The sequence below is a fragment of the Rhodococcus sp. AQ5-07 genome, assembly GCF_009707305.1.
In the GTDB taxonomy this organism is placed as follows: domain Bacteria; phylum Actinomycetota; class Actinomycetes; order Mycobacteriales; family Mycobacteriaceae; genus Rhodococcus_F; species Rhodococcus_F erythropolis.
Window position 1 is genome coordinate 1,758,141 of record NZ_CP046099.1, and the last position, 12,572, is coordinate 1,770,712.

Below are 12,572 nucleotides of genomic sequence, written 5' to 3' on the forward strand. Positions count from 1 at the left end.
TGCGCAGATGATCCCTGTTCGCTTGTTTCCGGTGTCCTCGCCACCGGCTCCGACGGAGTTGTCGGACCAACCGCATAGCCTGCCAGGTGTGAGCTCTGTCGAATTGCCAACCCCCACTCCAACGGGTGCAACATCACAGGAGCGCCCGCGTAGTCGGCCGGCGCTCTCTCCTTCGCGTGCGGGTGACTACAAGCAATGCCCCCTGCTCTACCGGTTCCGAGCGGTCGACAGAATTCCGGAAACACCTACCAGAGCCCAGGTCAGAGGCACCGTCGTCCACGCGGCCTTGGAAGCGCTTTTTGCACTCCCGACCGGTCACCGGGTTCCCGATCGCGCAGCCGAACTCGTCCGTCCCGCGTGGGAACGTGTCAGTGCCGAGTCTCCCGAGGCAGCTGATCTGATTCCGGAAGACGAGCTGGACGCGTTTCTCGGCGAAGTCGGCAAGCTCGTCGCGACGTACTACACGCTCGAAGATCCCACTCGATTCGATGCCGAGGCGTGCGAGGTCTACGTCGAGACCGAGTTGGAGAACGGCGTTCGACTCCGCGGCTTCGTCGACCGGATAGACGTTGCACCGACCGGCGAGGTGCGGGTGGTCGACTACAAGACCGGAAAGGCACCCCGCGAGTTCACCGAGTCCAAAGCGCTCTTCCAGATGAAGTTCTACGCGCTCGTACTACTGCGCACTCGCGGAATCGTTCCCGCGCAACTGCGCCTGATCTATCTGGCCTCCGGCTCGATTCTCACGTACGCCCCGGATCACGACGAGCTCATTCGATTCGAGCGGACCCTCTCCGCCATTTGGAAGGCGATCCTCGCGGCAGGTGCGACCGGAGACTTCAGACCCAAGCCTGGCAAACTGTGCGACTGGTGCGATCACAAGTCACTGTGCCCCTCGTTCGGCGGAACACCACCGCCGTATCCAGGTTGGCCGGACCTGCTGAGCACCGAACCTGTTGCTGCAAAGGAGAATTCATAACATGACGGACAGTTCGTACTACCGCTACCTCGGAACCACGGAGGAAGGGCACGAGCGGTTCGCGAGCACGCAGGCGACTGTCAGCATCTGGGGCCCGACACTGCAGCACGGTGCTCCCCCGTCGGCGCTGTTGGTACGAGCCCTCGAGCGGTGCGGTGCGCGCGACGAAACCCGTCTGACGCGCGTCGTCGTCGAGATTCTCGGGCCCATTCCGATTGCCGACCTCGAAGTCCGGTCGTGGATCGAACGCCCCGGTCGCCGAATCGAATTGATCGTCGCCGAGCTGTGGGCAACCACCGCCGACGGATCTGCCCGCGCGGTTGCGCGCGGTACGGCATGGCGGATGGAGACCGTCGATACCGGCGAGGTCGTCCACGTAGTCGATCCCCCGCTCGAACCCCGTGACAGCGGCACCCCGGGCGTTCTCGAGGGTCTCTGGAGCGTCGGCTACCTCAAGACCCTCGACTGGTCCTGGATTGCTCCGATCGGGTGCGTGGGAACCGGGAAGGTCTGGGCGCGCCCCAAGCCCGAGCTGGTCGAGGGCGAGAAGATGTCTGCCCTCGAGCGTTTGTTCGCGGTGGCCGACATCTCCAACGGCGTCGGCGCCAAGCTCGACCCTGAGCACTGGACGTTCCTCAACACCGATCTCACGGTGCATATCTTCCGTGTGCCCGAGGGCGAGTGGGTCGGTGTCGCCGCCGAAACCACAACCGGTCCGGATGGCGTCGGCATGTGTGCGGGAGTGCTCTACGACGAGCAGGGTGCCGTCGGCCGTATCGCCCAGACTTTGCAGATTCGCGCCCGTTCCTGATTTCCAGGAACGGGCGCGAATGCGCGTAAATCTATTCAGGCAGTGATCAGAAAGCGCGTACCGAGCGGATGTTCGACGCGAGGATGGCCTTGGCGCCGAGTTCCGCCAAGGCATCCATCACCTGGTTGTGTCCCTTGATCGGAACCATCGCGCGAACCGCGACCCAGTCGGGGTCAGCCAACGGCGAGAGGGTCGGCGACTCCATACCCGGAGTCATCTTGATGGCGTCGTCGAGGATGGTGCGCGGGCAGTCGTAGTCGATCATCAGATTCTGCTGCGCGAAGACAATTCCGCGTACGCGTTCGATGAGCTGATTGCGTGCGGGATCGTCCTGCGGAGCGCCGGTGCGCTCGATCAGGACACCTTCGGAATCGCAGAGCGATTCACCGAAAGCAACGAGGTTGTGTTGGCGGAGAGTACGACCCGACCCGACCACGTCGGCGATCGCGTCGGCGACACCGAGCTGAATCGAAATCTCCACTGCTCCGTCGAGACGGATGACGGTTGCGTCGAGTCCGCGGTCGGTGAGGTCCTTGCGGACAAGGTTCGGGTACGACGTCGCAATGCGCAGGCCGGACAGATCCTCAACGGCCCAGTCCTTGCCTGCCGGTGCTGCGTAGCGGAACGACGAACGGCCGAAGCCCAGTGACAGACGCTCGGATACGGGAGCGCCCGAGTCGCCGGCGAGATCACGACCAGTGATGCCGAGATCCAGCTCACCGGAGCCGACGTAGATCGCAATGTCCTTGGGACGCAAGAAGAAGAACTCGACCTGGTTGGCAGGATCGAGGACCGTCAGATCACGGGAATCGGTGCGTCGACGGTAGCCGGCCTCGCTGAGAATTTCGGCGGCGGACTCGGACAGTGAGCCTTTGTTGGGAACTGCTACGCGCAGCATGGTGGATGTCCTTTCGGAAGGTGTGGGTGACGTGAGACGACATGAATCGGAAGCCCTGGACGAGCGAGATGGCGAACATCTCGCTGGTCAGCTCCGATCACAGATGTCGGTACACGTCCTCGAGGGTCAGTCCGCGACCGACCATCAACACCTGCGTCCAGTACAGCAGCTGGGAAATTTCCTCGGCTAGCTGCTCATCGCTCTGGTATTCCGCAGCGATCCACACTTCACCGGCTTCCTCGATGACCTTTTTGCCCTGAGCATGCACACCGGCGTCGAGGGCGGCGACAGTGCCGGACCCCTCAGGGCGAGTAGCAGCACGCTCGGTCAATTCGGCGAACAAGGATTCGAAGGTCTTCACGGGTACACATTCTTTCACGAGGACGGAAGCGGTTTGCACACGCCCACGAACAGCGGTGTTCACAGGCCTGCGTCGAGGCTGCGCGAACTCACGAACCTGCGAGTCTGCCCGGTGATCGGATCCGGGTATTCCAACGCCCGCGCCAACAATCGCAACGGAGTCGAGAAGTCGCCGGGCACCGCGGGAAGGTACTCGGGGTAGTAATTGTCACCGACGATCGGGACGCCCAGCGAGTTGAAGTGCAGCCGAAGCTGATGGGTACGGCCGGTCCGTGGCAGCAACCTGTATCGACCGAGAGTCCGGCCGGCCGAGTCGGTGATCGTCTCGATCAGTTCGATCGAAGTCTCACTGTTCGGCTCGCCATCGATCTCGGTAGCCGTCATCTCGCCGTGAACTTTGTTGATGCGGCTACGCACCGTGCGAGGGAAAGTCAGTTCCGGATCGAAGCCTGCAATCGCCTCGTATTCCTTGACGATCCGCTGCTCGGCAAAAAGTTCCTGGTACGGCCGTCGTAGGTCCGGTGTCACCGTGAATACGATGACACCCGCCGTCATTCGGTCGAGGCGATGAACGGGCGCAAGATCCGGAAGATCCAGATCACGACGCAGTCGCACGACGGCGCTTTCGACGATGTGCGCTCCCCGTGGAATGGTCGCCAGGAAGTGCGGTTTGTCGATCACGAGAATGGAGTCGTCGCGGTACAAGATCTCGATCTCGTGCGGAACCGGAATCTCGGGGGCCGGCTCGCGGTAGAAGTACACGAAACGGGTCGGCTGGTAGGGCGTTCGGCTCGTGATCTTCCGCCCGTGCTCGTCGACGACGTCTCCGGCATTCACGAGGTCCGCCCACAGGTCCCGCTCCCCCGGGTGCTCGCCGATCAGATGCTCGAGGACGGTATGCGCCGACGACTCCGCCGGCATCCGCAGCCGGTCGGGTCCGAGACCGTTTCGGATCGGCAACGGAGCCTTGGGCACTACTCAGTCCTGCTCGAGGTCTGGTGAACAACTCTCGCAGAGCAATTCGAGGGTGCGGCCGTCGCCGTCGATCCGATTGCGGTACCGCGGTGTCGGAGTACCACAATCGACACACACGCCGAGTGTCTTGGCTTCGGATGAGAACTCGATGTTCATCCGCTTGTCGAACACGTACAGGGAGCCGTCCCAGAGGCCCCGGTCGCCGAAAGTCTCGCCGTAACGGACGATTCCGCCGTCCAACTGGTAGACCTCGTCGAAGCCGCGTGAGCGCATCAGCGAAGACAACACCTCACAGCGCACTCCGCCAGTGCAGTAGGTGACTACGGCTTTGCCCTTGAGATGGTCGTATTTTCCACTGTCGAGTTCGTCGACGAAATCGCGGGTGGTGGCGACGTCCGGAACTACCGCATCCCGGAAGCGGCCGATCTCGGCTTCGAAGGCGTTGCGGCCGTCGAAGAACACAACGTCGTCACCGCGACTGTCGACGAGTTCGTGTAGTTCCTTGGGCGCCAGATGAACTCCGCCACCGACAACACCGTTCTCGTCGACTTTCAGCTCGTCGGGGGCTCCGAACGTCACGATCTCCGAGCGAGCCTTGACGCTGAGGCGAGGGAAGTCGTTTCCGAGTCCGTCCGACCACTTGATGTCAGCGGTACGGAACGGCTCGTAGCCACGCGTTCCGCGGACGTATCGCTTGACATCCTCGATGTCTCCGCCGACCGTCGCATTGATTCCGTGAGGCGAGACGATGATCCGGCCCGTCAGGTTGTTGGACTCGGCCAGGCTGTGCTGCCACAGCTTGATCGCTTCCGGGTCCGCCAACGGCGTGAACTGGTAGAACAGAACAATTTTCGGAATAGCCACAGCAAATCCCGCCTAACGTGCCGCGCTCGAGTGAACGTCGTGAAGATCGTGAATGGACAAGTCCACCAGAGACTCTCGAAACACGCGTCCAGGCCCCTCCGGGACATCGACCTCACACGGAACGACGAGCACCGCGCAACCCGCGGCGCTTGCCGACGCAGTACCGGTCGGCGAGTCCTCGATCGCGAGGCACTGCGCCGGTTCGAGTCCGAGCAGATGCGCTCCGCGCAGGTACGGATCCGCCGCCGGTTTTCCGTTGGGAACCTCGTCGCCGCACACCGAGTGGTCGAAGAATTCACGGCCGAGCATGCCGAGTGCCCGATCGACCAGTACTCGCTCGGTGTTGGTGACCAGTGCAGAACGCAGACCACCGTCACGCACGGTCGCCAGTGCATCGCGAGCACCCGGCCGCCAGGTCACGCCGTCCTCGAACAGATCGCCGACGCGGGTGTACATCCAGTCCTTCGCCTCGGCGACGGCATCGGGATGCTTCTCCAAGCCGAGGGCGTCGAACACCGTCGCCAGGGCGAAGGGGCTCGACGCACCGATGACGGCGATGCGTGTCGCTTCCGTCATCGGTCCGCCCAGGCGTAGGGACAACTCACGAAGCGCGATGTCCCACAGCTTCTCCGAATCGAGCAGGGTGCCGTCCATGTCCCACAGGACACCACCGAGGGTCGATTCGGATACCTCGGTCAACAGTTCAGACATTGAAATACTTTGCTTCCGGGTGGTGCAGGACAAAAGCGTCCGTGGACTGCTCGGGATGCAGCTGCAGTTCCTCGGACAATTCGACACCGATTCGCTCGGGTTCGAGCAACGCCACCAACTTGGCACGATCCTCGAGGTCCGGGCACGCGCCGTATCCGAACGAGTAACGAGCGCCGCGGTACTCGAGATCGAAGTAACCGGCAACCTCGGTCGGGTCCTGCTCCGCGACGGTATGCCCCTCGGGAAGCACAAGCTCTTCACGAACGCGTCGATGCCAGTACTCGGCCAGAGATTCCGTGAGCTGGACGCCGATTCCGTGAACTTCGAGGTAATCACGGTACGAGTTCGACGCGAACAACTCGTTGGCGAAGTCCGCGATCGGCTGACCCATCGTCACCAACTGGAACGGAAGAACGTCCACCTGGCCGGTCGCTTCTGCTTCCTTACGCGAGCGCACGAAGTCAGCGATGCACAGGAAACGGTCGCGATGCTGACGCGGGTAGGTGAACCGGAACCGTTCAGGTGCATCCGGTTTCGGTTCGGTGAGCACGATGACGTCATCGCCCTCCGAGATCGCCGGGAAGTAGCCGTACACAACCGCGGCGTGCGCGAGGATGCCCTCGGACGTCAGCCGATCGAGCCAGTACCGGAGCCGCGGACGGCCTTCCGACTCGACCAGTTCCTCGTACGTCGGACCGTCGCCCTTGCGCTGACCGCGAAGGCCCCACTGGCCGAGGAAGAGAGCGCGCTCGTCGAGCAGCCCCGAGTACTCGGACAGAGAGATTCCCTTGACGATGCGCGAGCCCCAGAACGGCGGTGTCGGCACCGCGATGTCGGTAGCGACATCGGAACGCTCCGGCAGGACGACGGGAACCGCTGCAGCTTTACGCTTTTCGGCGATGCGCTTGGAACGCTCGTGACGAGCCTTACGCTCGGCAGCCTTCTCGCGAGCAGCGATGGCCTCCGGGCTGTCCGGCGCCGGGCCGCCGCCGCGCTTGGTCGTCATGATCTGGTCCATCAAGTTCAGACCCTCGAAAGCGTCGCGGGCATAGCTGACGTCGCCCTCGTACACCTCCTGCAGATCGTTCTCGACGTACGAACGCGTCAGCGCGGCACCACCCAGCAAAACCGGGAACTGTTCCGAGACACCGCGAGAGTTGAGTTCCTTGAGGTTGTCCTTCATGACCACTGTCGACTTCACGAGCAGTCCGGACATGCCGATGACATCGGCCTTGTGCTCGATCGCAGCATCGAGAATGGTCGCGATGGGCTGCTTGATGCCGAGGTTCACGACGTCGTAACCGTTGTTACTCAAGATGATGTCGACAAGGTTCTTGCCGATATCGTGGACGTCGCCCTTGACCGTCGCAATGACGAGGCGGCCCTTGCCGTCGTCGTCCGTCGCTTCCATGTGCGGCTCGAGGAACGCAACTGCTGCCTTCATGACCTCGGCGGACTGCAGAACGAACGGCAACTGCATCTGTCCGGAACCGAACAATTCACCGACGGTCTTCATGCCCGAAAGCAGTGTCTCGTTGATGATTTCGATCGGGGACTTGACCGTCATTGCTTCGGTGAGATCGTCGTCGAGGCCGTTGCGCTCGCCGTCGACGATGCGACGCTCGAGCCGGTCGAACAACGGAAGTCCGGCGAGTTCCTGCGCACGGGACTCGCGCGCCGACGCAGCCGAGACACCCTCGAACAGAGCCATCAGCTTCTGCAGCGGGTCGTAGCCCTCGCTACGACGGTCGTAGACCAGGTCGAGTGCGGTTTCACGCTGCTCGTCCGGAATTCGCGCCATCGGCAAAATCTTGGACGCGTGAACGATCGCCGTGTCCAGACCGGCCTCGGTGCACTCGTGCAGGAACACCGAGTTGAGGACCTGACGTGCCGCCGGGTTCAAACCGAACGAAATGTTCGAGATACCCAGGGTGAAGTGCAGTTCCGGGTACGCAGCCTTGAGCTGACGGATGGCTTCGATGGTCTCGATGCCGTCGCGTCGCACCTCTTCCTGACCGGTGGAGATGGGGAAGGTCAAGGCGTCGACGATGATGTCGGACTCGGCGAGTCCCCAGTTTCCCTTGATGTCCTCGATCAGACGCTTGGCGATGGCGACCTTGGTCTCGGCGGTGCGAGCCTGGCCCTCTTCGTCGATGGTCAGGGCGACGACTGCCGCGCCGTGCTCCTTGACCAACGTCATGATCTTGTGAAAACGCGATTCGGGGCCGGCGCCGTCCTCGTAGTTGACGGAGTTGACAGCGCAGCGGCCACCGAGGTGTTCGAGACCGGCCTGCAACACGGCAGGCTCGGTGGAGTCGAGCATGATCGGCAGCGTCGAGGACGTCGCCAGACGGCTGGCCAGTTCCGACATGTCGGCGGCACCGTCGCGGCCCACGTAGTCGACGTTGAGGTCGAGCATGTGTGCGCCGTCGCGGGTCTGGTCCTTGGCGATGTCCAGGCACTTCTGGTAGTCCGCGGAGAGCATTGCCTCGCGGAAAGCCTTGGAGCCGTTGGAGTTCGTGCGTTCACCGATCATCAGGATGCTGGCGTCCTGCTCGAACGGCACCGCCGAGTACAGCGAAGAGGTACTCGGCTCGTGGATCGGGGTGCGCTGGGCCTTCTCGACCTGACGGACCGCGTCGGCGACCGCGCTGATGTGCTCGGGTGTCGTACCGCAGCAGCCGCCTACGAGGCCGAGTCCGAACTCGGAAACGAAACCACTGAGGGCTTCGGCCAATTCGTCGGCGGTCAGCGGGTACTCGGCGCCCTTGGGGCCGAGCTGCGGCAGGCCGGCATTGGGCATGACCGACACCGGCAGCGTCGAGTACTTGGACAGGTGCCGGAGATGTTCGCTCATCTCGGCCGGCCCGGTGGCACAGTTCAGGCCGATCATGTCGATACCGAGTGGCTCGAGTGCCGTCAGCGCCGCACCGATCTCACTGCCCAGGAGCATCGTTCCAGTTGTCTCTACCGTCACGTGCGTGATGATCGGCAACCGCAGTCCGAGTTGCTCCATCGCGCGCTGACTGCCGAGAATGGCCGCCTTCACCTGAAGCAGGTCCTGGCAGGTTTCGACGAGGATGGCGTCGGCGCCACCGTCGATCATGCCGAGCGCGGCTTCGGCGTACGCGTCACGAAGGACTGCGTACGGTGCGTGTCCGAGGCTGGGGAGCTTGGTTCCCGGTCCCATCGAGCCGAGTACGAATCGGGCCATGCCGTCGCGGCCTGGTCCCATCTCGTCCGCTACTTCACGGGCGAGAGCAGTGCCTTTTTCCGCGAGTTCGCGGATCCGGTGAGAGATGTCGTAGTCGGCGAGGTTGGGCAGGTTGCAACCGAAGGTGTTGGTCTCGACGGCATCGGCACCAGCGGCGAAGTACGCACGGTGGATGTCTTTGAGCACGTCGGGACGGGTGTCGTTGAGGATCTCATTGCACCCCTCGAGGCCGAGGAAGTCGTCCAGGGTGAGGTCCGCGGCCTGCAACATGGTGCCCATCGCTCCGTCGCCGATGACAACGCGCTGTTTCAGCGCATCAAGCAGGGCAGAGTTAAATGGGGCAGACATGCCGTCCAGAGTAGTGGGCGCACCGACAAGCTCTGGCCGTAGGCTGGGTGGGTGAGTCCAAGTGAGTTCCCCGTCACTCCCGACGGCCCGGTCGATTTCGACGATTCGGCGGCCTTCGAGAGCCCTGACGGCTTTGCCGTCGACAGCAGCGACCGCCTCGAGGGCGACATCCCAGTCCTACGTGAGCCCATCCTCGTTGCAGCTTTCGAGGGCTGGAACGACGCCGGTGACGCAGCCAGCGGTGCGGTCGAACATCTCGAGCTGATCTGGGATGCCCAGCCGCTCGCCGAACTCGATTCCGAGGACTACTACGACTACCAGGTCAACCGTCCCACGGTCCGTCAGGTCGACGGTGTCACTCGCGAAATCGTTTGGCCGGCAACACGTTTGTCGGTCTGTTCGCCTCCAGGCAGTGAGAGCGACATCGTCCTTCTTCGCGGGATCGAACCCAACATGCGGTGGCGTAGTTTCTGCGAGGATCTGCTCGAGTTGATCGACCAACTGAACGTCAAGACGGTGGTCATCCTCGGCGCCCTGCTCGCCGATACTCCGCACACCCGCCCGGTGCCGGTCACGGGCACGGCGTACAGCAGCGAATCCGCTGCACGATTCAACCTCGAACAGACCCGATACGAAGGCCCGACAGGCATCACCGGAGTTCTTCAGGATGAGTGCGTTCGTGCTGGTGTACCCGCTATTTCGTTCTGGGCAGCGGTTCCGCACTACGTCTCGCAGCCACCCAACCCGAAGGCCACAGTGGCCCTCCTTCAACGAGTCGAGGATGTTCTCGACATCGAGGTCCCCCTCGGTGAACTCCCAGCTCAGTCGGAGGATTGGGAGGAAGCGGTCAACGAAATGACCGCGGACGACGAGGAAATCGGCGAATACGTGCGCACCCTGGAAGAGCGGGGAGACGCCGAAACCGACATCAGCGAAGCAATCTCCAAGATCGACGGCGACGCCATCGCCGCGGAATTCGAGCGCTACCTCAGACGGCGAGGACCCGGCAGCTTCGGACTGTGAGCAAGAACACTCCAGAAGAAGGTGGAAGTACACAGCGCCCACTGCGCCTCCGGCTTCAACTGATCGCGCTGTACGCCGGCGGGTTCCTCGGCCCGTTCGGCGGCGGCGTGGTTGCTTCGATCCTCCCCGAGATCGGTGACGATCTAGGGGTCGGACCGTCGGCGGCCGCCTCCTCCCTCACCGCGTACCTGCTCCCCTTCGCCGCTCTGATGTTGGTGTCGGGGACGCTCGGGACACGGTGGGGCAAGGTCCGGACGGTGCGGATCGCATACGGCGTCTACGTCTTCGCGTCGTTGGCATGCTTTCTCGCCCCGACACTCGAGATCTTCCTGGCCGCCCGGGTACTGCAGGGCTCCGCGAACGCATTCACCACGCCGCTGTTGCTTGCTTCGTTGGCGGCCGCAACTCCGCAGGCTCGGTTGGGTCGAGCCCTCGGTGCCTTCGGCGCATTCCAGGCGGCAGGGCAGTCGTCGGCTCCGTTGATCGGCGGACTGGCGGCCGAATTCGACTGGCGTCTGGCCTTTCTCGTCATCGCAGTGGTCGCGGGCATTCTGGGAGCCGTCGGACTCCCGAAGTCCGAAGCACCGGCAGCGACCACCCCCGCCCGTCTCCGCGATGCATTACGCCCCGAAGTGCTCCGCATCGGTATCGCTGCATTGCTCGGCTGGGGCGCCCTCGGTGGACTGAGCTTCCTGCTCGCCTTCCGCTTCGAAGACGAGTTCGGGCTGTCCCCCACCGTCCGCGGCCTACTGCTCACCGTCTTCGGCGTGGCCGGCATCCTCTCGGCCCGGCGCATCGGAATCCTCATCGATCGCATCGGCGCACGCTCCTCCGTGATGATCGGTGCACTGGGCGGAGCAGTTCTGGTCTCCGTCGTCGGCCTTGCCGGCTTGGTGCCGGTGATCGCGATCGCATGGTTGGTCGCAGGTGTCGCGAGCCAGTTCGTCCTTGTCGGCGTCAACGCGGCGGTGCTCGGATCCGCGGGGCCCAACCGTGGCGGCGCCGTGTCGGTCGTCCAAGCGATGCGCTTCGGCGGCGCCGCTCTTGCTCCCCTGGCCCTGACACCGATTTACGACTCTTCGCCTGCCGCGAGCTTCCTGATCCCCGCACTATTGCTCGCCGTCGTCGCTCCCCTGATCATGCCGAAGCAACGCTGATCGGTCTCGGCAGTTTCGAATTTGAAGTTGTGTAGGTAGTGAGTTTCTCGGGGAAAGCGACCACCGTTGTAGCGACGCTGTCAGGGTGAACATTATTCGGAAAATCTTGTGTTTCCGTCGTCGACAGATATTGATACCATTGGAACATGAGCGAATCTGAGTCGGAACCGGAACGGCCGATCGACATTTTTCGGCGATCGGTTGCCGTCATCGAAGAAAATTTGCCTCCTACCTGGTCTTTGTCGACACAGCGCTCCCCCGACCTGTCCGAGGCGCCACTCCGACTCGACCTCCGCTCCCCTGACGGCGCGGTGGCCAAATTCGGCGTCTACGCCGCTCACGGTGTCCTGAGCAGCGACGTTCCCGGTATCGCCGATCGCTTCCCCACCGGTCAACCCGGCTTCGTGTGCGCAAAATATCTGTCCGAGCCGGTCCGCCGGCAGCTCGATTCCCACGCGATCTCGTACGCAGACGCCACGGGCAACGTGTCGTTGACCGCTGATCGACCTGCCGTCTGGGTGCGTGGACGCGGAGCCGACGCCGATCCGTGGCGGGGGCCCGGACGTCCTTCCGGACAGTTGACGGGCGATCCGTCAGCTCGCGTCGTGCGTGCGCTTGCCGATTTCGCGGCGCCACTGGCGATCACTGCCTTGGTGCGCCTGGCCGGTGCGTCGACGGGAGCAACCTATCGGGTGGTTCAGACACTGTCGGATCGTGAACTGGTGACCAGGCTCCCCCGCGGTGGGATCGGTGACGTCCGCTGGCCGAAGATGCTTCGTGAATGGGCGGCTGAAGCCGGCGCCAAAGCGCCGACGCCTCACGGCTTTCACGCGCCGGACGGGTTGGAAGCACTCTTCGATCAACTGCGTCAGCTCAGCGGTCACATCTACGCCGGTACCGCCTCGGTGGCCGCGGCACCCTTTGCTCGGTACGCGCCCACTCGACGTGCCCACTTCCATGCCGACAACGTCGATCAGTTCGCCGACGCTCTCGGACTACGGCGGGTGGAATCCGGCGGTGACGTGTGGATCACCGCTCCCCTCTCACCGTCTGCCTTCGACCGATTGCTCACCCGCGACGGCATCCGCATCGTCGCCCCCAGCCAAGCGTTCGCCGATCTGCTGGTCGGCCCGGACTCCGACGAGGCGGCGGCCGAGCACCTGCTCACATGGATGATCGAGAACGAATCGCAGTGGCGACGCGCCGCATCCCCTGCTACGGATCGCCCGTAG

General features: G+C 63.4%; 11 protein-coding genes. 5 read left to right on the forward strand and 6 right to left on the reverse strand.

The window, feature by feature from the left end; translation table 11 throughout:
• The first annotated feature begins 88 nt into the window (after window positions 1-88).
• Entirely contained in the window at window positions 89-979 is an 891-nt protein-coding gene (locus GJB56_RS08175) for a RecB family exonuclease (protein WP_370627683.1), read from the forward strand.
• Between the two features lies 1 nt (window position 980).
• A complete protein-coding gene (locus tag GJB56_RS08180) occupies window positions 981-1,790 on the forward strand; it encodes a thioesterase family protein (RefSeq protein ID WP_019748522.1) in 810 nt (269 codons plus the stop codon).
• 46 nt (window positions 1,791-1,836) lie between these two features.
• Here GJB56_RS08180 and hisG read toward each other — a convergent pair whose 3' ends face one another.
• From hisG to metH, 6 genes are all read right to left on the reverse strand, one after another.
• Complete coding sequence (gene hisG, locus GJB56_RS08185; RefSeq protein WP_003944905.1) at window positions 1,837-2,688, reverse strand: ATP phosphoribosyltransferase; 852 nt, start codon at window positions 2,686-2,688, stop codon at window positions 1,837-1,839.
• Between the two features lie 97 nt (window positions 2,689-2,785).
• Window positions 2,786-3,049: a phosphoribosyl-ATP diphosphatase gene (locus GJB56_RS08190; RefSeq protein ID WP_003944933.1), complete on the reverse strand. Its 264-nt coding sequence runs from the start codon at window positions 3,047-3,049 to the stop codon at window positions 2,786-2,788.
• 59 nt (window positions 3,050-3,108) lie between these two features.
• Window positions 3,109-4,023: a pseudouridine synthase gene (locus GJB56_RS08195; protein ID WP_113683656.1), complete on the reverse strand. Its 915-nt coding sequence runs from the start codon at window positions 4,021-4,023 to the stop codon at window positions 3,109-3,111.
• Between the two features lie 3 nt (window positions 4,024-4,026).
• Complete coding sequence (gene trhO, locus GJB56_RS08200) at window positions 4,027-4,887, reverse strand: oxygen-dependent tRNA uridine(34) hydroxylase TrhO (RefSeq protein ID WP_003944828.1); 861 nt, start codon at window positions 4,885-4,887, stop codon at window positions 4,027-4,029.
• A gap of 12 nt (window positions 4,888-4,899) precedes the next feature.
• Window positions 4,900-5,598, reverse strand: a complete 699-nt coding sequence (locus tag GJB56_RS08205) for an HAD family hydrolase (RefSeq protein WP_020907815.1) — start codon at window positions 5,596-5,598, stop codon at window positions 4,900-4,902.
• On the reverse strand, window positions 5,591-9,160 hold the full coding sequence (gene metH / locus GJB56_RS08210) for a methionine synthase (protein ID WP_154606652.1): 3,570 nt from the start codon (window positions 9,158-9,160) through the stop codon (window positions 5,591-5,593). Before metH ends, GJB56_RS08205 begins: the two co-directional genes overlap by 8 nt.
• A 168-nt stretch (window positions 9,161-9,328) precedes the next feature.
• On the opposite strand from metH, the gene GJB56_RS08215 reads away from it, so the two are divergent.
• From GJB56_RS08215 to GJB56_RS08225, 3 genes are all read left to right on the forward strand, one after another.
• Entirely contained in the window at window positions 9,329-10,183 is an 855-nt protein-coding gene (locus GJB56_RS08215; protein ID WP_230091210.1) for a PAC2 family protein, read from the forward strand.
• Entirely contained in the window at window positions 10,180-11,340 is a 1,161-nt protein-coding gene (locus GJB56_RS08220) for an MFS transporter (RefSeq protein WP_113684315.1), read from the forward strand. Before GJB56_RS08215 ends, GJB56_RS08220 begins: the two co-directional genes overlap by 4 nt.
• Window positions 11,341-11,486: 146 nt before the next feature.
• Window positions 11,487-12,572, forward strand: a complete 1,086-nt coding sequence (locus GJB56_RS08225; protein ID WP_019748530.1) for a hypothetical protein — start codon at window positions 11,487-11,489, stop codon at window positions 12,570-12,572.

Excerpts from the sequence above, each read along its gene's own strand:
- GJB56_RS08180 (WP_019748522.1), top strand. The coding sequence starts at position 981 with ATGACGGACAGTTCGTACTACCGCTACCTCGGAACCACGGAGGAAGGG.
- hisG (WP_003944905.1), bottom strand. The coding sequence starts at position 2,688 with ATGCTGCGCGTAGCAGTTCCCAACAAAGGCTCACTGTCCGAGTCCGCC.
- GJB56_RS08205 (WP_020907815.1), bottom strand. The coding sequence starts at position 5,598 with ATGTCTGAACTGTTGACCGAGGTATCCGAATCGACCCTCGGTGGTGTC.
- metH (WP_154606652.1), bottom strand. The coding sequence starts at position 9,160 with ATGTCTGCCCCATTTAACTCTGCCCTGCTTGATGCGCTGAAACAGCGC.
- GJB56_RS08225 (WP_019748530.1), top strand. The coding sequence starts at position 11,487 with ATGAGCGAATCTGAGTCGGAACCGGAACGGCCGATCGACATTTTTCGG.